This is a genomic window from Streptomyces sp. P5F9, assembly GCF_057961495.1.
This window is the reverse complement of sequence record NZ_JBXVPZ010000098.1, coordinates 1-25131: the sequence shown is the minus strand read 5'-3', so window position 1 is coordinate 25131 and position 25131 is coordinate 1. Positions and strand designations below refer to the sequence as shown.

Sequence of the window (25131 nt, the reverse complement as noted above, 5' to 3'; positions counted from 1 at the left end):
CTCCATCCCATCCCCGAACACGACCAACCCCTCCGACTCAACGGTGAGTTGAAGCCCCGCCGACCCACTCAACTCACCCGCCACCAGCGACGTCCCGGTCACCGGTGACGGCCACGCCTCCCGTACGAACCACACCAACCTGTCCTCCGAGGGGTGTGGCAGGGCCAGGTCGCTGCCCCGCTCCTGCCACACCGACCGGAGCCAGCCGGAGGCCCCCGTGCCCGTTCCCACGAGCACCCCGGAAGACGCCTGGGCCTCGACGACACCCCCGTCGCCCTCCAGACCCAGGCGGTATCGGGCCGTCTGATGACCGACGGCTCCCAGATAGATCTCGTTCAGCGCGACCAACCGCTGTGTGTCGTCGGCGACGGCCTCGACCATGGTCAGTTCGTCCACCCCGGTACCGCCCACGTGCACCGACCGCAGCAGCGCGGCCGCGGCCGACGGGCGGTGCCGTACCAGGACGCCGGGGTTGCGTCCGGGGTCGGTGTCGAAGCCCAACACCGGTTGCCCGGCGAGGTACTTGGCGACGTTCGCGACCAGCCCGTCCTGCCCGACGACCAGCACCACGTCCTCCGGCGCGAACAGGAACCGGTCCAAGTCGGCCCGCTCGACCTGGGTCTGACGCCAGGTCAGGGGGATCGCCGCCGACACCTCGGCCAGTGCCCGCCGGGTCCGCCGGTGCCGTTCGGCGACCTCCTCGATGTCCCGGCCCCGCGAGCGAAGGAAGTACGCGGCCTGGCCGTGCGTCCCGTGCCGGGCGACCAACTCCTCGTACTCCGTGGTCCGATGGACGAGGACGGCCCGCGGGGCGAGACTCACGCGCCCGCCTCGCCGCCACCTGTACCTGTACCTGTACCTGTACCGAGCTTGGCCAGCAGCCCCGTCAGCACATCCGGCGAGATGGTCACGCTGTCGATGTTCGGCAGGTTCTCCGCGAGCCGCGTCCCGGTGAGCGCGTGCAGGGTCGCGACATCGACGTCGGCGTGCACCCGCAGCCACGCCGCCTGGGCGTGCGCCCGCGCGTCACCCACCTCGCGCGCACCCTCGGCCTCGGCACGGGCGAGCCGTACGGAACGCGCCGCCTCGGCGTCGGCGAGCCGTACCGTACGGGTCGCCTCCGCCTCGGCCCGTACGCCGTCGGCCGCCGCGTGCTCCTCGGCCTCGCGGCGGGCGTTCGTGCCGCGCTGGTCGACCAACTGCTCCTCGCGGCGGGCGAGTTCGATCTGGCTGTCGAGTTCGTTCTCGGCGATCGCGCGCTCCCGTTCGACGGCCACGGCCCGGCGTTCGTAGGTGGCCTTGTCCGCCTCCTGCTGGATCTGTTCGCGGGCCGGGGTGCGCAGCGCCCGTTCCACCTCGGGCTCGGGGCGGATGGCCATCACGCGGACGGCGACCACCTCGATGCCGGTGGCCGGCAGGCGGGGTTCGGCGCCGAGGCCTTCCGCGATCCGCTCCCGTACCGCCGTCACCCCGTCGACCAGCGCGGACGCGAGGGGCGTCCGGGCGAGCACGGCCAGCGCGTGCTGCTGGGCCGTCTCCGTGAGCAGGGTGCCGAGTTGTTCCAGGGGCGAGCCCCGCCACACACCCGTGTCCGGGTCGACCGAGAAGTCGAGGCGGGCGGAGGCCAGGGCAGGGTCGCTGATGCGGTAGGTGACGGTCGCCTGGACCGCCACGTCCTGGAAGTCGGACGTACGGGCATGGAAGGTCATGGCCAACTCCCTGTCGTCGACCGGGACTTCGGAGAGCGCGGCGGTCAACGCGCGGAACCAGAAGCTGAGTCCGGGGCCGTCGTGCAGCAGCTTGCCCGAGCGGTGGTGCCGGATGTGTGCCGTCGGAGCCCCGCGCAGGTGGCGCCAGCCCAGGCGCCGGGTGATGTCGGCCATCAGAGTCCCTCAGATCCCGTCGGTTCCCGTGGGATCCGGTCAGATCCCGCATCGATCTCGTCAGTAAGACGATAATCGTCCGGCCCGCTTGTCGTCAAGGGGACGAAAACAAGTGAAGGTGCGGGAAGCGGTGGCGGTATGTGAAGTAAGGGGGTGAACCCGGCCCCGGATGGTCAGGATGGAGACATGGCACTCCATGTCGACTCCGAGACCGGGCGGCTCCGCCGCGTCATCCTGCACCGGCCGGATCTGGAGCTCAAAAGGCTCACCCCTGGCAACAAGGACGCCCTCCTCTTCGACGACGTGCTCTGGGTGCGCCGGGCGCGCGCCGAGCACGACGGCTTCGCGGACGTGCTCCGCGACCGGGGCGTCGCCGTCCACCTCTTCGGCGACCTGCTCGCCGAGTCCCTGGCGATCCCGGCGGCCCGCGCGCTCGTCCTGGACCGCGTCTTCGACGAGAAGGAGTACGGCCCCCTCGCCACCGACCACCTCCGTGCCGCCTTCGAGGCCCTGCCCGCACCCGAACTGGCCGAGGCGCTCGTCGGCGGCATGACCAAGCGGGAGTTCCTGGAGGCCCACGCGGAGCCGACCTCCGTCCGCTTCCACGTCATGGATCTCGACGACTTCCTCCTCGCCCCCCTCCCCAACCACCTCTTCACCCGCGACACCTCCGCCTGGATCTACGACGGCGTCTCCGTCAACGCCATGCGCTGGCCCGCCCGGCAACGCGAGACCGTCCACTTCGAGGCGATCTACCGGCACCACCCGCTCTTCCGCGCCGAGAAGTTCCACGTCTGGTCCGAGGGGCAGGCCGACTACCCGTCCACCATCGAGGGCGGGGACGTGCTCGTCATCGGGAACGGCGCGGTGCTCATCGGCATGAGCGAGCGCACCACCCCGCAGGCCGTGGAGATGCTCGCGCACAAGCTGTTCGCCGAGGGCTCCGCGCAGACGATCGTGGCACTCGACATCCCCAAGCAGCGCGCCTTCATGCACCTCGACACGGTGATGACGATGGTCGACGGCGACACCTTCACCCAGTACGCGGGGCTCGGCATGCTCCGGTCGTACACGATCGAACCGGGCGTCGGCGACAAGGAGTTGAAGGTCACCGACCATCCGCCGGAGCACATGCACCGCGCGATCGCCGCCGCCCTCGGGCTGAGCGGGGTCCGCGTCCTGACCGCCACGCAGGACGTGCACGCGGCCGCGCGCGAGCAGTGGGACGACGGCTGCAACGTCCTCGCCGTCGAGCCCGGCGTCGTCGTCGCCTACGAGCGGAACGCCACCACCAACACCTATCTGCGCAAACAGGGCATCGAGGTGATCGAGATCCCGGGGAGTGAGCTGGGCCGGGGCCGGGGCGGGCCGCGCTGCATGAGTTGTCCCGTCGAACGAGATGCCGTATAGAAATTCTATGCATCGTATAGAATTCCAAACGTAAGCATCTGATCCCCTGTACTCGCATCTCTGGAGCGCCCCCATGGCGACAGTCCCGACCGCCCTCGCCGGCCGCCACTTCCTCAAGGAGCTGGACTTCTCCGAGGAGGAGTTCCGCGGTCTGATCGAGCTGGCCGCCGAGCTGAAGGCCGCCAAGAAGGCCGGGGGCGAGACGCGGTACCTGTCGGGCAAGAACATCGCGCTGATCTTCGAGAAGACCTCGACGCGCACGCGCTGCGCGTTCGAGGTCGCCGCGGCCGACCAGGGGGCCTCGACGACCTACCTCGACCCGTCGGGCTCGCAGATCGGGCACAAGGAGTCCGTGAAGGACACCGCGCGGGTGCTCGGTCGTATGTTCGACGGCATCGAGTACCGCGGGGACAGCCAGGCGGCCGTGGAGGAGCTGGGCGCGTACGCGGGCGTTCCCGTATACAACGGCCTCACCGACGACTGGCACCCCACCCAGATGCTCGCCGACGTGCTCACCATGACCGAGCACAGCGCCAAGCCGCTCAAGGAGATCGCCTTCGCCTACCTCGGCGACGCGCGCTTCAACATGGGCAACTCCTACCTGGTCACCGGCGCGCTGCTCGGCATGGACGTACGGATCGTCGCCCCGAAGTCGTACTGGCCCGCCGAGGAGATCGTCACCGCCGCCCGCGCGCTCGCCGAGCGGAGCGGTGCGCGCATCACGCTCACCGAGGGGATCGAGGAGGGCGTGGCGGGCGCCGATTTCGTCGTCACCGACGTGTGGGTCTCCATGGGCGAGCCCAAGCAGGTCTGGGACGAGCGGATCACGGCCCTCGCGCTGTACGCCGTGACGATGGACGTCCTGCGGGCCACCGGCAACCCGGACGTCAGGTTCCTGCACTGCCTGCCGGCCTTCCACGACCTCGGCACCAAGGTCGGCCGCGAGATATACGAGACCCACGGCCTCGACTCGCTGGAGGTCACGGACGAGGTCTTCGAGTCCGCCCACTCGGTCGTCTTCGATCAGGCGGAGAACCGACTGCACACGATCAAGGCCGTACTGGTCGCCACACTGGCCTGACCAGGCCTTCTTGTCCTACAGAGGCTCGACGGCGGCTATCCCGCCGGGTGCCACTGCGGCGGTACGACGGGCAGCCGGAACCACACCGCCTTGCCCGACTCGGTCGGCCGGTGGCCGCACGACGAGCTGAGGGCGCGGATCAGCAGCAGGCCGCGCCCGTGCTCCTGCCAGGGGTCGGGCTCCTCGGCGACGGGTTTCGTGAGACTTCCGGGCGGCTCCGGGTCGGGGTCGTGCACCTCGACCTGGCAGCCGGTGGGCAGCAGCTCGACCACGAGCTCTATGGGGGCGTCACCGGCGGTGTGCTCCACCGCGTTCGCGACCAGCTCCGCCGTCAGCAGCTCCGCGGTGTCGCTGTCGGCCGTGTACTCCACTTCGGACAGAGCCGTACGGACCAGTGCGCGGGCCACCGGCACGGCCGCGGCGGTGTGCGGCAGTGCGATGCGCCAGGAGGCGGAGGCGGAAGGGCGTTCTTGCAAGGCGGGTCCGTTCATGGAGCAGGCTGTCCTGCTTTCAACTATATGAATGGTACGGCGCCCTTTGTCAGGGTCTCTCGACGGGCACCGCCCGGGACTTTTGGCCCCGTGTCGAGCGGCATACCCCGTTCAACGGCCGCTCCCGCACTGCTGCTCCCGTTGTTACCGCGCTATTGACGACTCGTGACGGATGCGACGGCCACAGGTCATTTCGACGGGCTGTTTCGGCATGGCAGCAGAACGCCCTCGGCCCCGTGTGACACGGGGCCGAGGGCGTTCTGCGGGCGGGGATCAGGCCAGGTCGGCCATCCCCGCGGTGAGCGTCGCGCCGTCCGCCGGGTCGATCACGAGGAACGCGCCCGTGCGGCGGGAGACCGCGTAGTCGTCCAGCGCGAGCGGCTCGGCGGTGCGCAGGGTGATCCGGCCCAGGTCGTTCGCGGTCAGCTCGGCCGCGCCGGCCAGGTCCTTGACGATCGCCTTGACCGTGCGGGTCGTGTGCCGCAGCAGCACCCGGTCGCCGACCCGCAGCGGCCGGTCGGCCAGATGGCATACGGCGGCCCGCACGTCCTGCGTGAGCGCGGGCCCGTCGGCCCCGGCGGTGATCATGTCGCCGCGCGACACGTCCCGTTGACCGGCGAGCCGCAGACTGACCGACTGCGGCGCGTACGCCACGTCGGCCTCGGTGCCGAGCACGGAGATCCCGGTGATCTCGGAGGTCTCGCCGGAGGGATGCACGGTCACCCGGTCACCGACACGCAGCGAGCCGGACACCAACTGGCCCGCGTACCAACGGACTTCGCCGTCCCGGATGACGTACTGCACCGGGAAACGGGCCGGTGCGTCGGACGGGTCCGCGCCGACCGGGACGTCCTCCAGGAACTCCAGCAATGCCGGGCCCTCGTACCAGTCCATGTGCGCCGAACGGTCCACGACGTTGTCGCCGACGAGCGCCGACACCGGGATCGGCGTGAAGGAGGGCAGCCCCAACTCGGCCGCGTGGCCCGCGAATTCCTCGACGATCCGCTCGAACACCGGCTGCTCGTACCCGACCAGGTCCATCTTGTTCACGGCCAGGACGACGTTCGGCACCCGCAGCAGTGCCGCTACGGCGGCGTGCCGCAGGGTCTGTTCGACGACACCGTTGCGCGCGTCGACCAGGATGATCGCCAGCTCGGCGGTGGAGGCGCCGGTGACCATGTTGCGGGTGTACTGCACATGGCCGGGGGTGTCGGCGAGGATGAACCGCCTGCGAGGGGTGGCGAAGTAGCGGTAGGCCACGTCGATGGTGATGCCCTGTTCGCGCTCGGCGCGCAGCCCGTCGGTGAGGAGGGCGAGGTCGGGAGCGTCCTGGCCGCGATCGGCCGACACCCGTTCCACAGCCTCCAGTTGGTCGGTCAGCACCGACTTGGAATCGTGCAACAGCCGTCCTACGAGCGTGGACTTGCCGTCGTCGACCGAACCGGCCGTCGCGAACCGCAGCGTGTCGATGGTGATGGTGCTCATGGCTAGAAGTACCCCTCGCGCTTGCGGTCTTCCATCGCGGCCTCGGACAGCTTGTCGTCGGCCCGCGTCGCGCCCCGCTCGGTGACCCGGGAGGCGGCGATCTCGGTGATGACCTGCTCCAGCGTGGCGGCGTCGGAGTCCACGGCACCGGTGCACGACATGTCACCGACGGTCCGGTACCGCACCTGGCGCTTCTCGACGGTCTCGCCCGCCTTCGGGCCGCCCCACTCACCGGCGGTCAGCCACATGCCGCCGCGGTTGAAGACCTCGCGGTAGTGGGCGAAGTAGATCTGCGGGAGGTCGATACCCTCACGGGCGATGTACTGCCAGACGTCCAGCTCGGTCCAGTTGGAGAGCGGGAACACGCGGACGTGTTCGCCGGGTGCGTGCCGTCCGTTGTAGAGGTTCCACAGCTCGGGGCGCTGCCGGCGCGGGTCCCACTGGGAGAACTCGTCGCGAAGGCTGAACACCCGCTCCTTGGCGCGTGCCTTCTCCTCGTCACGCCGACCGCCACCGAAGACCGCGTCGAACTTCTCGCTCTGGATCTTCTCGGTGAGCGGGAGCGTCTGGAGCGGGTTGCGTGTCCCGTCGGGGCGTTCGCGCAGCACACCGCGGTCGATGTAGTCCTGTACGGAGGCCACATGGAGCCGCAGCCCATGTGCGGCCACCACACGGTCGCGGTACTCAAGGACCTCGGGGAAATTGTGTCCGGTGTCCACATGCAGCAGCGTGAACGGCACCGGCGCGGGCGCGAACGCCTTCAGCGCCAGATGCAGCATCACGATCGAGTCCTTGCCGCCGGAGAACAGGATCACCGGCCGCTCGAACTCACCCGCCACCTCACGGAAGATGTGCACCGCCTCGGACTCAAGGGCGTCGAGGTGCGAGAGCGTGAAGTCTGCCGTGGTCGTCACCGCGCTCACACCAGCCCCCGCTCGGACAGCACCGCGTACACCGCGTCCGCCGACTCCTGCGGGCTCTGCACCTGCGTCGGCAGGGTGAGCGCCGGGTCCGTGGGCGGCTCGTACGGGTCGTCGACGCCGGTCAGGCCGGTGAGATGGCCTGCGGCCTGACGGGCGTAGAGGCCCTTCACGTCGCGTTCGCTGCACACCTCGACGGGGGTGGCGACATGCACCTCGATGTACGGCGTCCCGCTCGCCTCGTGGCGTTTGCGGACGGCCTCGCGGCTGTCGGCGTACGGGGCGATGACCGGGACGACGGAGAGCACGCCGTTGCGCGCGAGCACCTCGGAGACGAGGCCGATGCGCTGGACGTTGGTGTTGCGGTCCTCGCGGGAGAAGCCGAGGCCGGCCGAGAGGAAGCGGCGCACCTCGTCGCCGTCGAGGACCTCCACGCGATGCCCCTCGGCTCTCAGCCGCTCCCCGAGATGCTGGGCGATCGTCGTCTTACCCGCGCTCGGCAGTCCGGTGAGCCAGACGGTGGCTCCCTGAGCCCTTGCCGTGGTGGTCATGCGCAACAGTCCTCTTTCTTACCCGACGAGCGACGTCGTCGAAGGCTAGGTAAGAACTCTGAGAGGACCTGCTAAGGAAGCTGAGGTTTAGCTGAGTGACTGGCGGTGCGCAAGAGGTCACGCGCCCTTGCCATGAACTGTTCACAATCGATCTCTACGGCGACCAGGCGACCCGGGCGACCGGTCTCCCGCCGTCACACCCCCGCGAACGTCGCCCCCGCGTCCCGCAGCCGCTCGTGCAGCGCCCGGAACACCTCCGCCGAGCGGACGCCCGGCCAGTCCCGGGGGAGCAGGCTCGCGGGGAGTCCGGGGTCGGCGTAGGGGAGGTGGCGCCAGGAGTCCAGGGCGAGGAGGTAGTCGCGGTACGCGTCCTCCGGCGGGGTGTCCGCGCGCTGCTCCCAGTCGTGCAGCACGCGCGCGTGGCGGTCGAGGAACGCCTGGTGCTGTGCGGCGATCGCGGGCAGGTCCCACCAGCGGGCGACGGCCTCGGCGGTCGCCGCGAAGCCGAGGTGCTCACCGCGGAAGAAATCGACGTACGGGTCGAGCTCCAGCCGTTGGAGGATGTGCCGGGTCTCCTCGTAGAGGCGGGCGGGCGCGATCCACACGCCCGGGGCGGCGGTGCCGAAGCCGAGGCCGGACAGCCGGGAGCGCAGGACGTGCCGCTTCTGGCGCTCGGACTCGGGTACTGAGAACACCGCGAGCACCCAGCCCTCGTTCTCCGGGGGCGTGGTCGCGTAGACGCGTCGGTCGCCGTCGTCGAGCAACTGCCGTGCCTCGGGCGAGAGTTGGTACCCGGCGGCGCCTTCTGCCGTACGGGCGGGCAGAAGCAGCCCGCGCCGTTTGAGGCGGGACACCGACGAGCGCACGGAGGGCGCGTCGACGCCGGCCGCGGCCAGGAGCCGGATCAGTTCCGCGACCGGAACCGGGCCGGGCACGAAGCGGCCGTACGCGCCGTAGAGCGTGACGATGAGAGACCGTGGAGCATGCTGGTCGGACACGTTGATCATCTTAGGCCGACGGCATCGCTGCTGGTCACCTCGGGTGCGCAACCTGAACCGCTACGGTCCGGGGGGTGCGGCGAGGGAGGGGGTGCCGTGGGCTCGGCCCGACGGTCCCGCCGTGGTGCGAGGGGTGGGAACGGTCAGGCGGCGACGGCGAGTCGGTCCGCCGGTACCCGGTGCGCGGCGACGATCCGGCCGTCGGGAAGGACGGCGCCCAGGTCGTCGAAGACGATCGCGCCGTCGCACAGCAGCGTCCAGCCCTGTTCGGGGTGGGCGGAGACGATGTGCGGGGTGGTGGTCTCGGTGTCGGTCACGGGGCACGAGGGCTGGTGGGAACACATGGCGTACCTCCACGTCGGATGCGATCCGTTCCGGCGGCTCCGTCACCGCCCGCATCGCATATACAGACCATCCTCCCGGCGCGAACTCATCGGAACAGCCCGCTGTGAAGCGTGACAACACGCGGACAACACTCGGACGGTTCCACGACGCTCGGTGCGGACTCGCCACCGAAGGAGTGAGGATCACGGGAGTTGAGGCCGTCGCCCGGTACCAGTGGAGGCCCCGACTCCAGGAGGTACTCCCATGTCCCTGCGTTCCGTCCTCGGTACGGCGGCCGGTGCCGCGCTGCTCCTGCTGGCCGCCGCCCCCGCCGCGCCCGCGTCCGCCGACCCGTACGAGACGGTGACGGTCGACCCCACGGGCACGATCGCCCCGGACGGCACCGTCACCCTCTCCGGCACCTACCGCTGTCTCGGCAACTCGGGTGCCGCCTTCGTCAGTTCCTCCGTCAGCCAGAGCGACCCCTCGGTCCGGCACGGCATCGGCGGCACCCGCGCGGTCTGCGACGGCGTGGAGCACACCTGGCAGAACTCGGGCAAGCCGTCCTCCGACCCGCTCACCCCCGGCACGGCCCAGGTCGAGGCCACCGTGATGGAACTCTCCGCCTCCGGCGGCCTGCCCCTGCCGCGCTTCCACGCGGTGCAGCGCCAGGACGTCACCCTGACCACGAGCTGAGCCGCGATCGCCGCCGCAACCTGAAGCCCGCTCCACGACTCCGGCCCGTCCCCAAGTAGGGGCGGGCCGGAGGGAGTTCGGAGCCGTCAGTGCTGGGTGTTGCTCGCCCAGATCGCGGTCGAGCCGGAGTAGATGACCATGTTGCCGTCGCCCTGGAGGCGGAGGATCGAGCCGTCGTGGCCCTGGGTCTGGCTGGCCCAGACGGGGCGGTTGTCGGAGGTGTAGACGACGAGGTTGCCGTCCGCCTGGAACACCGCGTGGTAGTTCGAGCCGAAGGTCATGGTGGCCCAACGGGCCTTGTTGTTCTCGTCGTAGAGGACGAAGTTGCCGTCGGTCTGCATGCGCAGCCGGGCCTTCTTCGCGTTGATGGACTGGCCCGCCTTCAGCACCCGGGTGGCCGTGACGAGGACGTCCGACGGGTACGAGGACTTGGACGTCGTGGTGGTGCTCGATTTCGTCCCGGACTTGGTCGTCGTGGACTTTTTCGTCGCCTTCGCCGTCGGCTTCTTCGTCTTCTTGACCGTCGTCGGCTCGGTCACCGGCTGCGCGACGGTCGTCTTGCCCGACGGGGTCTTGTGCGGTGTGGCGGTCTTCGGTGTGGTGGGGGCGGACGGGGTGCCCGAGGCGTACGCCCCGGCGCCCTGCGTCGCCGCGCCGTCGCCGAGAATCGTGCCCGCCTGGTCGGCGACCACCCGGTCGTGGCTCTCCGGCGTCCGGTCCCGGCTCATCAGCAGCCCCGGTACGGCGATCAGCAGCGCGCCCAGCACGGCCGCACCGGCCAGCAGCGGGCGGCCGGGGCGACCGACGGACGCGGCCGCCGTGTCTCCGGGGGTGGGTCCGTCGCCCTCGGGCATGCTCGCGGCCAGCGCCCCGGCGGGTGCCTCGGCCTCGGCCTCCTGCCGCGCCGACCGGGCGGCGGCAGCGGCTGCCGGGCCGGCCGGCCCCGAAGGTTCTTCCGCTGTACGGCTGCCGGCGAGCGCCTCGGCCTCCGCCGCCGAGGTCGCGGGACGGCTCAGCTCCGCCGCTACCGACTCCGCCGAGAGTTCCGCCGCGACGGCCTCCGCGGAGACGGCCGCGGGCGAACCGGCAGCCCCTGAACGGGACTTGGGCGCCACACCCGCCGTGCTCGCCGCCGCTGACTCACCGGCCGCCGATGTCGCCGCCGTCGCTTCCCCGGCCGTGGCGCCCGTCACGGAATTTTCTGCCGCGTTCTCTGCCGCCGTTTTCCGCGCGGCCGGTCCGGTTCGGTCTGTCATCCGCCCTGTCCGCTCTCATTCGCCCAGCAGTTCGTCGTACGTCTGTGTGCGCAATCCTATTCACGTCTCTTCACGCGTATGCGCCAACAGCGGTTCCTTTCACCGGAGTTAACAATCGTCACGCACAAGCCCCGGCGCTGGTACGGCCGTTGCGCAACAGCCCATAATTCGCCGTACGGCCCTGTTGTGCCGCGCCGCGCACCCGCTCCGGACGTTCCGCTTTACGGACCGGAGTGGGAACGCGCGTGCGGGGACGGCATGATGGGGTTGCCGCAACCGACAGGTGCCGACACGAGGAGGTCAGCTGAGTGCGCCAGGTACTGACGGTCTGTCCGGAGGGCACCGGGGACGCCCGGACGATCGGAGAGGCCCTGGCGAGGGCGCGCGGAGGCGCGGTGCTGAGTGTGCGCCCGGGGACGTACGAGGAGAACCTCGTCGTCACCACCCGGGTCACCATCGTCGCCGAACAGGCGCGCGGCACCGTCCGGTTGGCACCGCGCAAGGGCACCGTGATCTCGCTGCGCGTCGACGCGGTGATGCTGACCGACCTGGTGGTCCAGGGCCACGACGAGGAACACCCGGCCGTGGACGCCTCGCACGGGCAGGTCGCGATGCAGGGCTGCGATCTGTCCGGCGCCTCGTGGACGACCGTACTGGCGCGCAACTCCGGCTCGTTGGCGATGCGCGAGTGCCGGGTGTCCAACCGCACCGGCGCCGGTGTCGTGGTCACCTCGTCCACGGAGAGTTCGCTGGAGTCCTGCACCTTCGAACACTTCGGCACCAGCGGGGTGGTGATCAGCGAGCGCGGCCGGGCCACCCTGCGCGGCTGCACCGTGCGCGACGCGCGCGGCAACGGCGTGCTCGCCAACGGGGATGCGCAAGGCTCCGTAGAGGACTGCGACCTCGCCTCGACCGACAAGCCCTCGCTGGCACTTGAAGAGCGCAGCGCGATACGCGTGCTGCGGACCGTGGTCCGCGACACCTCGATCGGTGTGCACATCACCAGCACCGCCCGCTGCGAGCTGGAGGAGGTGCGGGTCACCAACAGCAGCGGCCCCGGCATCATCGTCTCGCACGGCAGCGACCCGGTGCTGCGCCGCTGCCGCACCGCCCGCACCACGGGCAACGGCCTGCTGGTGACGGACCGTTCGCGCGGCACGTACGAGGACTGCTGGCTGACCGGCGCCCAGATGGCGGCGCTGCGGGTGGCCGGGGCCTCCTCGCCCACGCTGACCTCGCTGACCGTCCGGGACGGCGAGTCGGACGGCGTCCTGCTCGAAGAGGACGCGGCGGCCGAGCTGGAGCGCGTGGAGATCATCGACGTCAAGGGCACCGGTGTGGTGATCCGCGGCAACGCCAACCCGCTGGTGCGGCGCGCCCGGATCACCGGCGCGGGCGGTTCCGGGGTCTCCGTGCGCGACGGCGGGCGCGGCCGCGTGGAGGACTGCACGGTGGAGACACCGGGCGGCGCGGGCGCGGAGATCGCGGCGGGCGGCAACGTCTATCTCGCCGGATTCCGGGTGAACAACCCCGGCGGTGCCGGTCTGGAGATCGGCGGCGAGGGCACGGCGGCGCTGCGCGACGGCGAGCTGGTCTCGGCCGGCGGCTGCGGTGTACTCGTGGACACCGGCGGCGAGTTGACGGCGAACCGGGTACGGACCGCCGCGTCCGCCGAGCACGGCTTCCTGGTCCGCGACGGCGGCCGGGCCTCCCTGAACGGCTGCGAGGCGGCGGGCAACGACCGCGACGGCATCCGCGTCGAGTCGGAGGCACCGGTGTCCGTGGTCGGCTGCACGGTCCGCGACAACAAGGGCGGCGGCCTCGTCCAGGCCAAGGCCGGCGGCCGGCTCGCGGTGGAGAACCTCACCAGCACCGGCAACGAGTCCCGCGACGCCTGGGGCTTCGGCGAGGCCGAGGGCACCGACCCGGCGGGCACCGTGTCCGCCTCGGACGGCCCCGGCCGCCCCGACGGACCGATGGCCGCGCTGGAGAGCCTCATCGGCCTCGACAACGTCAAGGAACAGGTCCGCACCCTCGTCAACCTCACCCAGCTGGCCGCCCGTCGCGCCCAACTCGGCATGTCCGCACCGCCGATGAGCCGCCACCTCGTCTTCGCCGGTCCCCCCGGTACGGGCAAGACCACCGTCGCCCGCCTCTACGGCACGATCCTCGCCGAGCTGGGCGCCCTGCGCTCCGGCCACCTCGTCGAGGTCTCCCGCGCCGACCTCGTCGCCCAGGTCATCGGCGGTACGGCCATCAAGACCACCGAGGCCTTCGAACGGGCCCTGGGCGGTGTCCTGTTCGTCGACGAGGCGTACACGCTCACCTCCGACTCCCGTGGTTCCGGGGCCGACTTCGGGCGTGAAGCCGTCGACACCCTGCTGAAGCTGATGGAGGACCACCGCGAGGACGTGGTCGTCGTCGCGGCGGGCTACTCCGACGAGATGCGCAGCTTCCTCGGTTCCAACCCCGGTCTGGCGTCCCGTTTCTCACGCACCGTCGAGTTCGAGAACTACTCGGTGCCGGAGCTGGTCGAGATCATGGAGAGCATGTGCGTACGCCACCAGTACGCACTCGCCGACGAGACCCGGCACGCCCTCGCGGTGCACTTCGAACGCATACCGAAGGACGCCGGGTTCGGCAACGGCCGTGCCGCACGGCAGGTGTTCGAGGAGATGGTGGACCGGCAGGCCGTACGGCTGTCCGCGCTCACCGACGTCACCGAGCAGGACCTCTCGCTGCTGCTGCCGCAGGACATCAGCGAGGAGGCGGCCCGCACCGCCGCCGACGGCCCGAACGCCGTCGACCCCGGCGACGACGCGCTGAGCAGGCTGGACGCGCTGGTCGGACTCCACGCGGTGAAGCGGGACGTCACCGACCTCGTCAATCTGGTGTCGACGGCCAAGCAGCGCGAGGCCGCCGGACTCCCGGTGCCCCGGCTCAGCCACCACCTCGTCTTCACCGGCCCGCCCGGCACCGGCAAGACCACCGTGGCCCGCCTCTACGGCGAACTCCTCGCCTCCCTGGGCGTGTTGCCGCGCGGCCAGCTCGTCGAGGTGTCCCGCGCCGATCTCGTCGGCCGATACGTGGGCCACACCGCGCAGTTGACCCGGGAGGTCTTCGAACGCGCCCTGGGCGGTGTGCTGTTCGTCGACGAGGCGTACACCCTCACCCCGCGTGAGGCGTCCGGCTCCGACTTCGGCCGGGAGGCCGTGGACACCCTGCTGAAGCTGATGGAGGACCACCGCGACAAGGTGGTCGTCATCGTCGCCGGCTACACCCAGGAGATGGAGACGTTCCTCGCCTCCAACCCGGGTCTGTCCTCCCGGTTCTCGCGCCGGGTCGAGTTCGCCGACTACTCCTCCGACGAGCTGGTCACCATCGTCCGCGAGCACGCCGTACAACTCGGCTACGAGTGCGCGGCCGGCCTCGGACCGATCCTCCGGCAGTACTTCGACTCGCTGCCCCGCGACCGGTCGTTCGGCAACGCGCGCACCGCCCGCCAGATCCTGGAGCGGATGATGACCCGACAGGCGGGCCGGCTCAGCAGACTCGCCGTCCCCAGCCTCGACGACCTGCGGCTCCTCCTCCCGGAGGACCTCGCCGACCCGACGGCCGCCTCCCCGACCTCCAGCGGGGCGGCCCGGGCATGACGACGGCACACGGCAAGGTCTTTGCCTCCGGTCTGGCACTGCTGCTGACGGCCGCCGCGAGCGCGGTCGGCGCAGGATCCGCGTCGGCGGCGGGCAGCACGGTCCAACTCCCCGTGCTGGCCTCGCAGTTGGACGCCGACGCGGACTGTGCGGCGGGCTCGGACCGGCGCGCCACCGACGTGCCCTGGGAGCAGGTCTCGCTCCAGCTGAGCCGCACCTGGCCGTTCGCGTCGGGCACCGGGGTGACCGTCGGCGTGGTCGACACCGGGGTCTCGTCCTCCGCACCCGCGCTGAAGGGGCGGGTCACGGCGGTCGGCGACGCCGGGACCGACTGCGTGGGACACGGCACCTTCGTGGCCGGGCTGATCGGCGCGGCCGTAGCGGACGGTGTGCGGTTCGCGGGGGTGGCGCGGCAGGCGCGGATCCTCGCGGTGCGGGGGAGTGACGCGCGGGGGAAGGTCACCGCGGACCAGGTCGCGGACGGGATCCGGGCCGCCGTGGACGGCGGTGCCAAGGTCGTGACGGTGTCGGCGGCGCTCGGCGGTGACACCGCCGCGCTGCGGTCGGCGGTCGCGCTCGCCGCGAAGAAGGACGTCCTGGTGGTCGCCGCCGCCGTACCGGACGCGCCGTCCACGGCGACCTCGGCGACGGACAGTCCGCCCGCCCGCGACTACTACCCGGCCGCCGACGACGGCGTGCTCTCCGTCCTCGACGTCGATGTCTCCGGCAAGCGGCCGACCGGCGCGTACACGACGTCCAGTGCCGCGATTTCCGCGCCCGGGGACGGAGTTGTCGGCATCGGCCCGAAGAAGGCCGGCCACTACATAGGCTCGGGCGCGTCCCTGGCCGCCGGTTTCGTGGCGGGGGCGGCGGCGCTGGTCCGCTCCGTCCACCCGGACCTGACGGCCGCCCAGACCGCGACCCTGCTCCGCACCTCGGCCTACCCGGCCGACGTGCCCCGCCTCGACCCGTACGCGGCCGTCACCTCGGTCCTGACCGGCACCGCCGCAGCACCGGCCCGGGGCGACGCGGGCACCCCGGTCCACCTCCCGGCCGACAAGGCGGCAGGCCCCCTCCGCCGCGCCCTGTGGCCCGCGTCGGCGGGCCTCGCCGTGATCATCGCGGTGGTGTGGCTGGGGCTGATCCTGCCCCGGGGGCGCCGCCTGGGCTGGCGCCCGTCCACCCGGCCGGAGGGTACGGCCGGGCCCGAGGGCGCGGAGAGCCCGGTTCCGGTGGGCACCGGTGCCCCGGGGGCCTCGGAGAGCTGACGGCCGGGAACCACGCACAGGGTGAAACGGAACGGCCCCGGACGACTGTTCGTCGTCCGGGGCCGTTCCGTTCGGCGTCGGCGCCCTACTCCTCGGCTCCCGCTGCCAGTGCCGTCTGGATGAGCGACGGCTTGCGGCGGACGATGTGGAGGGCTCGGCCCGGGGGGAGGACCCGGGGTTTGACGTTGCCGAAGACGTAGCCCTCGGACGGGGAGCAGGACATCAGGATGCCCGGGGTGTTGACCTCGTCCATGCGGCGCAGGAGCTGGTCGTTCAGGCCGCGCCCGGCGCCTGTGGCGGAGCGGGCGACGACCACGTGGAGGCCCAACTCGTGGCCCAGGGCGAGGTGTTCGAAGAGCGGGGCGAAGGGGTGGTCCATCACCGTGCCCCCGCCGACCATGTCGTAGTCGTCGACGAGGACGAACAGGCGGGGGCCCGTCCACCAGTCGGCCTGGCGCATGCGGGCCGGGGTGATCTCCTGGCCGGGGACGCGGGTGCGCAGGGCCTTCGCGGAGCCGCCCACCAGTTGTTTCAGGGCTTCCAGGGCCACCGCGTGGCCGAGGCGGTACTCCTCGGGGACGGCGTCGACCAGGCCGCGGCGGTAGTCGACGACGAGGATGCGGGCCTCGGCGGGGGTGTAGCGGGCGACGACGGAGTCCGCGACCAGCCGTAGGAGGTTGGTCTTGCCGCTCTCCGTGTCGCCGACGGCGACCAGGTGCGGGGTGCGGGAGAAGTCGTGCCAGACGGTGCCGAGGGTCTCCTCGTCCTGGCCGAGCGCGATCCTGAGGCTGACACCGTCGCCGAGTTCGGGCTCGGGGAGTTCGGCCGCGGGCAGCCGGTGCGGGAGCATCCGGACCTGCGGGGCGCGCGGCCCGTGCCAGGCCGAGGCGATCCGGTCGACCAGGTCGGCGACGCCCTCGCTGAGCGTCTCCGGGTCGGTGGAACCGTCACCGCGCGGCAGTGCGGACAGGAAGTGGAGTTTCGTCTCGACGGTCAGACCCCGGCCCGGGATCTGCGGCACCGCGCTCGCCTTGCGGATGTCCACGACGGAGTCCATCGTGTCGCCGAGCCGGAGTTCGAGCCGGGTCGCGGACTGGTCGCGGACCGGGGCGGTGAGTTCCAGCCAGCGGGCGGTCGCGACGATCAGGTGGATGCCGTAGTTGAGGCCGCTGGTGGCGATCTGGTTGAACGTGGGGATGAACTGGTCGAAGTTCTGCCGGACCGCCGACCAGCCGTCGATCACCAGGAAGATGTCGCCGTGCGGTTCGTCGGGGAACTCCCCGGCGGCCCGGCGGCGCCGGTAGGTCGACATCGAGTCGATGCCGTTGTCCAGGAAGAACTGCTCGCGCTGGGTGAGGACGGCGGTGACCTCGGCGACCGTACGGCTGATCCGCTCGGTGTCGAGGCGGGCCGCGACCCCGCCGACGTGCGGCAGGCCCGTGAGCTGGGAGAGCGTGCCACCGCCGAAGTCGAGGCAGTAGAACTGGACTTCGCGCGGGGTATGGGTGAGTGCGAGCGCCATGATGAGGCTGCGCAGGACGGTGGACTTGCCGCTCTGGGAACCTCCCGCGACGGCGACATGGCCGCCGGCCCCGGCGAGGTCCACCACGAGCGGGTCACGGCGCTGGTCGAACGGCTTGTCGACCAGACCGACCGGCACCCGCAGCTTCCCGGCGCCGGCCCAGCGGGACGCGTTCAGACCGCGGTCCGGGTCCTCGCTGAGACCACCGAGGAGGACGTCCAGCGGCGACGCGGTGTCCAGCGGCGGCAGCCACACCCGGTGCGCGGGCGGCCCGGAGTCGCGCAGCCGGTCCAGCGCCACCGCCAGCAGGCTCTCGGCGCTCTCCTCCGCCTCGGGCTCCGGCACGATCGCGGCCGGCGCGGGAGCGCGCGGCACGATGTACCCGGTCGACCAGGGCACCACCTGCGTGGCGACCCGGGCCTGCGCGACGGCACCGCCGCGCCTGCGGTAGGGGCCGGAGACATAGGCGGCGCGGAACCGGGTCAGCGCCTCGATGCCGGACTTGAGGTAGCCGCTGCCGGGCTGCGAGGGCAGTTCGTACGCGTCGGGGACACCGAGGACACCCCGCGACTCCATCGCGGAGAAGGTGCGCAGACCGATCCGGTACGACAGATGCGACTCCAGCTGGTGCATCCTGCCCTCGTCCAGGCGCTGCGAGGCGAGCAGCAGATGCACGCCGAGGGACCGGCCGAGGCGGCCGATCATCACGAACAGCTCCATGAACTCCCGGTGCGAGGCGAGGAGTTCGCTGAACTCGTCGACGACGACGAACAGGCTGGGCAGCGGAGCGAGATCGGCGCCGCCGGCCCGCGCCTTCTCGTACTCCAGGGCCGACGTGTAGTTGCCGGCCGACCTCAACAGCTCCTGGCGGCGGATGAGTTCACCGTGCAGCGCGTCCTGCATGCGCTCCACCAGGGCGGCCTCGTCGGCGAGGTTGGTGATGACGGCGGAGGTGTGCGGGAGTTCGTCCAGACCGAGGAAGGTCGCGCCGCCCTTGAAGTCCACCAGGACGAAGTTGAGTGTTTCGGAAGAGTTCGTGAGCGCGAGACCGAGGACCAGGGTGCGCAGCAGCTCGGACTTGCCGGAACCGGTGGCGCCGATCAGCATGCCGTGCGGGCCCATGCCGCCCTGCGCGGACTCCTTGATGTCCAGCTCCACGGGCCGGCCGTCCGCGCCGACCGCGACCGGGACGCGCAGCCGGGCGGAGCCGGTGTGCCGCCGCCAGATCGTGTCGGGGTCGAGCCGGTGCAGGTCCGCGATGCCGAGCAGGGTGGTCAACTCGGTGTCGTTGGAGAGCGGTTCGACCGCGTCGGAGGAAAGAGTCATCCGGTACGGCGCGATCAGGCGGGCCAGTGCCTCGGCGGCGACGGGACCCATCCGGTCGGGGCGGCCCAGGACGGTGGCCTGTTCTTTGCGGCTGCGGTCGGTGCGGACCAGGGAGACCGCGTCCGGGGCGACGTCGAGGCGCAGCGTGGTGCGGCCGGGGCGCCAGGTGAGGCTGTCGGAGAGGTCGAGGACGACGGCGTTGCGGTAACCGGGACCGTCGAAGCGGTGTCCTGCCGGGATGGCCGCGCCGTCCACGATGACGACCACCAGCGGCTCGTCACGGCCGGGCACGGCGTCGGGGTCGAACGCGGGCCGCTCGGAGAACTCGCTGCCGAGCTGGTCCTCCAGGTCCGTGAAGGCGGAGGCCACCATGCGCAACGGGCCCGCGCCGTCGGTCTCCTGGGGGTGCTGGTTGTGCGGCAGCCACTTCACCCACTCCCACTCGGCACGCACCTCGTCACCGGCGCAGACCGCGATCCACAGCTCCTCCGGCGGGTGGAACAGGGCCAGTTGGGACAGCGCGGCGCGCAGCATCCCGCGCGCGGCGTCGTGGTCGCCGTGCACCAACACCCGTGACCAGGACCGCAGATACAGCGCGATGGGCTGGCCGGGCACGGTGCTGTAGGCCCGGATGAAACGGCGCAGCGCGTGCGCGCACAGCGGTTCCAGGTCCTCGACCGGCTTGCTGGAGACGGGAGTCAGCCGCATCGCGAGCTGCTGGTCGCCGACCGCTATCCGCACCTCGCCGAAGTCGTCGTCCTTGACCCGGCGCTCCCACAGCCGCGTGGTGCGGACCATGGTGCGCAGCACCCGGGGCTCGGGATGCCGCCAGGCGAGCGCGAGCTGCTGCTCGACCACGGCCCGCTGCACCGTACGGCGACTTTGCGCCAAGTAGCGCAGATAGTCCCGGCGTTCACCGCGCAGCCGCTGCTTGCGGTCGCCGGCCTTGCGCATGACCTGACCGATCATCATCGCGCCGGCGGCCATCACCATCATGCCGAGCGCGATGTACATGAAGACACCGCTGGACTGGCCGCCCGACCGCAGGAACAGCATCATCATCGAGACCGACATCATGGCCATCGGCAGATACGTCCACACCGCGGACGTGTCCGGGACGGTCTCCATGAGGGTCGGCGGTTCCTGGAGGACCAACTCGCCTGCGGGCATGTCGGGTCCGCGACGGCGGGCAGGACGACGGAACAGGACCACGCTCAACGCTTGGGGCTCCTAACGGACTTCGCGCACCGCGGCGGCATGTGGGGGCATGCACCGGAATCCGGCCTCGGCACTGGCACGGTGGAGGACGCTGTCAACACCGTTGGTGGGGGCTCCCGTTGACACGCGTCGTAGGGAGTGTCAGTAGTGTGCACCCCGTCAACTCCGTACGTCCATGTCACCCCCTGCTTCACAGACACCCCGTACCCCCCACCCCGCACGCCGCGCCGCGTGCCCCCGTTTCGATGTCCAGGAGACGTGAGCCCCGGTATGACCGACACTTCCGTGACCGGCCTGTGCCATCTGACCGTGCGGGCCCCGGCCCGCACCATCGACCTCGCCGTGCCGTCCGACGTGCCGGTCGCCGACCTGCTGCCCACCGTGCTGCGGTACGCGGGGGAGGAGGCCGAGGAGACCGGTCTCGAACACGACGGCTGGATACTCCAGCGCCTCGGCGGCCGGCCGCTCGACGACGAGGCGACCCTCGCCTCCCTCGGGCTGACCGACGGCGAGGCGCTCCATCTCCGGCCGCGCACCGAGGCGTTGCCCGAGGTACGCCTCGACGACCTGGTCGACGGCATCGCCGCGGTCACCCGGGACCGGCTGCACGGCTGGAGCCCCGAGGCGGCCCGGCGCCTGCTGCGCGGCCTGCTCGCCGTGGCCGTACTGGCCGGTCTTGTCCTGCTGGCGCTGCCGGGCGCCCCGGCGTCGCTGCGCGCGGCCACCGCCGTGGGAACCGGTCTGCTGCTGCTGGCCGGGGCCGCGTCGGCGAGCCGGGCGGTGGACGATCCGGCGACCGGCGTGATCCTGGGCCTGCTCGCGTCCCCGGCGCTGGCCCTCGCGGGCTGGCTGGTGCCGGGCGGTGAGCTGAGCGGTCCGCAGGCCCACCAGGTGCTGGGGGCACGGCTGTTGGGGGCGGCGGCGGCCTGGGCGGGCGGCGCGGTCCTCGCCCTCGCGGCCTCCGCGGCCCGCACCCCGCTGTTCCTGGCGTCGGCGCTGGTGGCGCTCGCGGCGGCGGTGAGCGGTGTGCTGATGACGGTGTTCGACGTGCGCGTGGCGGGCGCGGCCGGTGTGGTCGCCGCGCTGACGGTGCTGCTCGGCGGTCTGGTGCCGTCGCTGTCGTTCAAGTTCGCCGGGATGCGGATGCCCGCGCTGCCCACCAACGCGGAACAGCTCCAGGAGGGCATCGAGCCCTACCGGGGCAGCGACGTCGCCGTACGCACCGAGCTGGCCGGCGAGTGGATGACCGCGCTGTACGGCGCGACGGGCGTGCTCTCGTCGGCCTGCCTGGTGGCCCTGGCCCGCCGCCCGAGCCTCCCGGCGCTGCTGGTCGCGCTGGTCCTGTCGCTGCTGCTGCTCCTGCACGGCCGGGGTCTGGTGAACACCGCGCAGCGGCTCGTGCTGGTGCTGCCGGGCGCCTGGGGTCTGCTGCTGCTCGCGTTCGGCTGGGGGCTGCGGCTGTCCGGCGGCGAGCGGACGCTGCTGGTCGCGGGCCTGCTCGCGGTGGCGGCGGCACTCACGGTCGCGGTGTGGACCGTACCGGGACGGCGCATGGTCCCGTACTGGGGCCGCGCGGCGGAGATCCTGCACTCCCTGCTGGCGATCGCCCTGCTGCCGCTGACCCTGTGGCTGCTGGGCGTCTTCGGCACCCTCCGCGGCCTGTTCGGCTGACCGCCCGCGAGCCCCGGACCGGCCGCTGTTCCCGGCCGGTCAGGGGCCGGCGGACGCGGGCGGGCGGGACGAGAAGCAGAAGCGCGGCACGGGCGGACCGCCTGCGGCCGGCGAGCGTGGGCCGGGCGGAACGAGAACCGGAAGCGGCAGGACGGGCTCATCCGCCCGCCGGTCCGCGAGCAGGGTCCGGGTACAGCCGGGCGAACCAGAAGCAGAACGACCGAGCAGGAGGAAAGCGTGCGGTCGAAGCGCGACCAGGTGCAAGCGCACACGTTCATGATGGGCCGCCTGACCTCGGGCATGCTGCTGGCCGACCCGGACGCACCGGAGAGCCCCCTGGGCCGTACCAGCCGGGGCGCCCTCGTCGGCCTGATCGTCGGCGTGCTGTTCTGCGCGGGGGCGCTGGTGTTCGGGCTGCTCAGGCCCGGCGGCAACGACGCCTGGCGCAGCGGCGACACCCTGATCGTCAACAAGGACACCGGCGCCCGCTATCTGTACGCCGACGGCAGGCTGCGCCCGGTGCGCAACTACGCGTCGGCCGTGCTGATCGGCGGCGCCGACCTGAAGACCACGTCGGTCGGCTCGAAGTCGCTCGCGGGCACCCCGGTCGGCAGGCCGGTCGGGATCACCGGCGCCCCCGACTCCGTGCCGGGCACCGGCGACCTGGAGTCCTCGCCGTGGGAGGTCTGCTCGACCGGCTCCGGCCTGCGGACGGCCCTCGTGCCGGGTGCCCCGGTGGAGACGGACCCGGTCGGCGCGAAGTCGGCGCTGGTGGTCAAGGGCCCGGACAAACACACTTACTTGGTGTGGCAGGGCAGCCGCCTTGAGCTGGACGAAAACTCGGGCGCCGCGGAGTCCCTCGGCTACGCGCCCGTGACACCCCGCCCGGTGTCGGCGGCCTTCCTCGACGCCCTGGTGACCGGCCCGGACCTGGCCACCCCGAAGGTCGACGGCCGCGGCACGACCGGGCCCGAACTGGGCGGCCGGGCCACCCGGATCGGCCAGGTGTTCCGCGTGGTGGCGGGCTCCGGCAACCAGGAGTACGTCCTCCAGAAGGACGGCCTGCACCCGGTGACGGACACCCAGTCGGCGCTGCTGCTCGGCGATCCGGACACCCGCAAGGAGGCCTACGACGGAGGGGCGCCGAACGTCGTCACCATCGACGTCTCCGACCTGCGGGCCCACCAGGCACCGGGGTCGGCGGGCACCGACCCGTCGGTCGCCGGGCTGCCGGACACCCCGCCGAGCGCGCTGGCGCTCGCGGCTGGGGAGTCGGTGTGCGCCCAGGTCGACCCGGCCGACGGGCAGGTGCGGGTGACCTCGGTACGGGTCGCGGAGACCGCGCTGTACCCTGCGGCCCAGGCGGACCCGACGGCGCTGACCGCGGCCTGCGTGAGCGTGGACCGGGTGGTGACCCGGCCCGGACACGGCACGCTGGTACGGGCGTTGGGCGCGGCCGGCGAGACCGTCGGCGACACCACGTTCCTGGTCGGCGACGACGGAGTGAAGTACCGCATCCCGGACGCCAACGCGCTCGCCGCGCTCGGCTACGGCGGGGCGACGCCGGTGAAGGTGCCGTCCACGCTGCTGTCGATGCTGCCGACCGGGCCCGAACTCAGCGCCCGGGCAGCGGCGTCGGACTCCGGCTCGGTGGGCGGGGGCATGGGCGGCGCGGCGGCGCAGTGCGGCCCGGGCGCCGGTGCCGGCGGACGGTCCGGGATCGAGGCCGGCCTGCCCGCGGTCGGCGGACAGGCCCCGGCGGGCGGTTCCCTCAACTCGGCCCAGGGCGCCGGGAACTGACGAATTCACGCCGATGGAGATCGTGTTCACGCCAAAGCAGGTTCGAGCCAGAACCGTCACCCGCGGAAGCGCGTGTTCCGGTCAAGTTGCTTACCGGTAAAAGCCTTTGGACGGAAGCCGTAGGCAAGCTCAGATCTTCCTCAGTTCGTTGTCAGCGCAACTTCCGCCAATCTAGGCTCAGTTGTACTCGTACCTCAGATCGGCTTACGAAAGGTGGGACGATGGCTGGAGATGGCCAGCAGTCAAGCGAAGGTTCGACCCGGAACGGAATCCAGGCCCTGGAGAGCGCTTTCAGCGGCATCGTGAAGATCCGTCAGGATGTCGACAGCACCCGTTCCACCCTGGGCAGCGGCTACCAGGGCAGCGACGGTGGCCAGTACGGCCAGCTGCTCACCCAGTGGGACGACCAGTGCAACGTCATCCTCAAGAACCTTGAGGACGTCATCGACCGGCTGAACCAGAGCCTCGTGGAACACAACAAGACCCAGGGTTCCTCGAACGACTCCATCAACCAGGCGTACAACGCGGCGCAGTCGGCCTTCGACCAGCTCGCCGGCTGACCGACGCCCGCTTCCCCGTGACCTCGCGGTCACGTCCGATCCCCACATCGCGTAAGAGAGGCAAGCTGTGGCAGACAACCTGTCCGACGGTGTCATCTACGTCAGCTACAACCACATGTCGAACGCCGCGGACGACATGGTGGCGCAGACCAAGGCGATCGCCCAGACGCTGTCCAACCTTGAGGCGGAGCTCAGCGAGCTGTCCAAGACCTGGTACGGAAACGACGCCGACACCTACCGCCAGAAGCAGGCGGCCTGGGACGGCGCGGTGCAGAACATGGAGACGCTGCTCACCTCGCACTCACAGCTCCTCAACGAGATTTCGAGCAGCTACAAGTACAGCGAGAACTCGCTCAGCCAGATGTGGTCCGAGGTCACCATCGGCCGCTGAGCCGGCCGGCCCCCACCGCACCGACCGGTCTCCTCGCGGTCGGTGCGGTCGTCCAGGCTCCTTCCCGTTCCGTCGCCGCGCCGTACGCCAGGGTCGGCGCGTTCCGCCCGCGGAGGCACCCATGGCAGATCTGACCCACCTCGACTCGACCGCGCTGAAGAACTTCAAGAACACCGACGTCGCCGACTTCATCACCGATCTGGTGAACATCCGCAAGGACAACGCGGGCGTCCGGTCCCTGAAGAACCTGATCGCCGAGACCGGCGCCGGCTCCGCCCAGGGACTCGCCAAGATCCTGCGCATCGGCCTGATGAACGGCGGTGACAGCTCGGACCCGGTCGGCGGGTCCACGCTCGTGGAGGCGCTCAAGACGCAGGCGACCGCGCTGGACAAGATCCTCACCGGTCAGAAGACGCTCTTCGACGACATCGACGACGCGCTGGACGAGACGATCACCACCCTGCTGAAGACACAGGGCGACAGTCTCACTTCGATCGACGGCGAGAAGCTGCTGGACATCTTCGACACCGTCGACGGCGACATGAGCGGCAGCGACTCGAACACCACCTGAGGCCCGTGCGCGGCCCCCCGGCTCCTGCCGAGCCCCGGGCCCCGCACCCTGGAACC

20 protein-coding genes are annotated in these 25131 nt (G+C 71.4%); 10 read left to right on the top strand and 10 right to left on the bottom strand.

Features of this window, described 5'->3' with window-relative positions:
• The coding region (locus tag AC31A1_RS18320; RefSeq protein WP_489654321.1) for an NAD(+)/NADH kinase at positions 1-822 on the bottom strand (822 nt) is incomplete at its 3' end.
• Positions 819-1883: an SPFH domain-containing protein gene (locus AC31A1_RS18315; RefSeq protein ID WP_489654320.1), complete on the bottom strand. Its 1065-nt coding sequence runs from the start codon at positions 1881-1883 to the stop codon at positions 819-821. The genes AC31A1_RS18315 and AC31A1_RS18320, both read right to left, overlap by 4 nt.
• A 186-nt stretch (positions 1884-2069) precedes the next feature.
• On the opposite strand from AC31A1_RS18315, the gene AC31A1_RS18310 reads away from it, so the two are divergent.
• Entirely contained in the window at positions 2070-3293 is a 1224-nt protein-coding gene (locus AC31A1_RS18310) for an arginine deiminase (RefSeq protein WP_489654319.1), read from the top strand.
• Positions 3294-3366: 73 nt separating this feature from the next.
• Positions 3367-4374 carry an ornithine carbamoyltransferase gene (gene argF / locus AC31A1_RS18305; protein WP_489654318.1) on the top strand — a complete coding sequence of 336 codons (1008 nt, stop codon included), beginning with the start codon at positions 3367-3369 and terminating at the stop codon, positions 4372-4374.
• Positions 4375-4409: 35 nt separating this feature from the next.
• Here the strand turns inward: argF and AC31A1_RS18300 are convergent, their stop codons facing one another.
• The 6 genes from AC31A1_RS18300 to AC31A1_RS18275 all read right to left on the bottom strand — a co-directional run bounded on the left by AC31A1_RS18300 (position 4410) and on the right by AC31A1_RS18275 (position 9163).
• Positions 4410-4865, bottom strand: a complete 456-nt coding sequence (locus tag AC31A1_RS18300) for an ATP-binding protein (protein WP_489654317.1) — start codon at positions 4863-4865, stop codon at positions 4410-4412.
• Positions 4866-5138: 273 nt separating this feature from the next.
• The gene (locus tag AC31A1_RS18295; RefSeq protein ID WP_489654316.1) at positions 5139-6350 is read right to left on the bottom strand and encodes a sulfate adenylyltransferase subunit 1; all 1212 of its coding nucleotides are present in this window, start codon (positions 6348-6350) and stop codon (positions 5139-5141) included.
• 2 nt (positions 6351-6352) lie between these two features.
• The gene (gene cysD / locus AC31A1_RS18290) at positions 6353-7273 is read right to left on the bottom strand and encodes a sulfate adenylyltransferase subunit CysD (protein ID WP_489654315.1); all 921 of its coding nucleotides are present in this window, start codon (positions 7271-7273) and stop codon (positions 6353-6355) included.
• Positions 7270-7821 (bottom strand): adenylyl-sulfate kinase, encoded by a 552-nt coding sequence (gene cysC, locus AC31A1_RS18285; protein WP_393754397.1) that lies wholly within the window; start codon positions 7819-7821, stop codon positions 7270-7272. Before cysC ends, cysD begins: the two co-directional genes overlap by 4 nt.
• A 194-nt stretch (positions 7822-8015) precedes the next feature.
• Complete coding sequence (locus AC31A1_RS18280; RefSeq protein ID WP_489654314.1) at positions 8016-8828, bottom strand: PaaX family transcriptional regulator; 813 nt, start codon at positions 8826-8828, stop codon at positions 8016-8018.
• A gap of 134 nt (positions 8829-8962) precedes the next feature.
• Entirely contained in the window at positions 8963-9163 is a 201-nt protein-coding gene (locus tag AC31A1_RS18275) for a DUF5999 family protein (protein WP_489654313.1), read from the bottom strand.
• Between the two features lie 244 nt (positions 9164-9407).
• Between AC31A1_RS18275 and AC31A1_RS18270 the strand changes: the two genes are divergently transcribed.
• A complete protein-coding gene (locus AC31A1_RS18270; protein WP_489654312.1) occupies positions 9408-9839 on the top strand; it encodes a DUF6299 family protein in 432 nt (143 codons plus the stop codon).
• An 86-nt stretch (positions 9840-9925) separates the two neighbouring features.
• Here AC31A1_RS18270 and AC31A1_RS18265 read toward each other — a convergent pair whose 3' ends face one another.
• Positions 9926-11032 (bottom strand): hypothetical protein, encoded by a 1107-nt coding sequence (locus tag AC31A1_RS18265; RefSeq protein ID WP_489654311.1) that lies wholly within the window; start codon positions 11030-11032, stop codon positions 9926-9928.
• Between the two features lie 371 nt (positions 11033-11403).
• Here AC31A1_RS18265 and AC31A1_RS18260 point away from each other — a divergent pair, with 371 nt between their 5' ends.
• Together AC31A1_RS18260 and AC31A1_RS18255 are read left to right on the top strand one after the other, a co-directional pair.
• Complete coding sequence (locus AC31A1_RS18260) at positions 11404-14748, top strand: right-handed parallel beta-helix repeat-containing protein (protein ID WP_489654310.1); 3345 nt, start codon at positions 11404-11406, stop codon at positions 14746-14748.
• The gene (locus tag AC31A1_RS18255) at positions 14745-16016 is read left to right on the top strand and encodes a S8 family serine peptidase (protein ID WP_489654309.1); all 1272 of its coding nucleotides are present in this window, start codon (positions 14745-14747) and stop codon (positions 16014-16016) included. Before AC31A1_RS18260 ends, AC31A1_RS18255 begins: the two co-directional genes overlap by 4 nt.
• Positions 16017-16101: 85 nt before the next feature.
• Here AC31A1_RS18255 and eccCa read toward each other — a convergent pair whose 3' ends face one another.
• Positions 16102-20034, bottom strand: a complete 3933-nt coding sequence (gene eccCa, locus AC31A1_RS18250) for a type VII secretion protein EccCa (protein ID WP_489654308.1) — start codon at positions 20032-20034, stop codon at positions 16102-16104.
• A gap of 318 nt (positions 20035-20352) precedes the next feature.
• Here eccCa and eccD point away from each other — a divergent pair, with 318 nt between their 5' ends.
• The 5 genes from eccD (at position 20353) to AC31A1_RS18225 (ending at position 25075) form a co-directional block, all read left to right on the top strand.
• A complete protein-coding gene (gene eccD, locus AC31A1_RS18245) occupies positions 20353-21753 on the top strand; it encodes a type VII secretion integral membrane protein EccD (RefSeq protein WP_489654307.1) in 1401 nt (466 codons plus the stop codon).
• A 237-nt stretch (positions 21754-21990) separates the two neighbouring features.
• Positions 21991-23553 carry a type VII secretion protein EccB gene (gene eccB, locus AC31A1_RS18240; protein WP_489654306.1) on the top strand — a complete coding sequence of 521 codons (1563 nt, stop codon included), beginning with the start codon at positions 21991-21993 and terminating at the stop codon, positions 23551-23553.
• A gap of 221 nt (positions 23554-23774) precedes the next feature.
• A complete protein-coding gene (locus AC31A1_RS18235) occupies positions 23775-24113 on the top strand; it encodes a hypothetical protein (protein WP_093629627.1) in 339 nt (112 codons plus the stop codon).
• Between the two features lie 67 nt (positions 24114-24180).
• Positions 24181-24504 (top strand): WXG100 family type VII secretion target, encoded by a 324-nt coding sequence (locus AC31A1_RS18230; protein WP_033285065.1) that lies wholly within the window; start codon positions 24181-24183, stop codon positions 24502-24504.
• A 121-nt stretch (positions 24505-24625) separates the two neighbouring features.
• Positions 24626-25075: a type VII secretion system-associated protein gene (locus AC31A1_RS18225; RefSeq protein WP_489654305.1), complete on the top strand. Its 450-nt coding sequence runs from the start codon at positions 24626-24628 to the stop codon at positions 25073-25075.
• Positions 25076-25131: the final 56 nt, after the last annotated feature.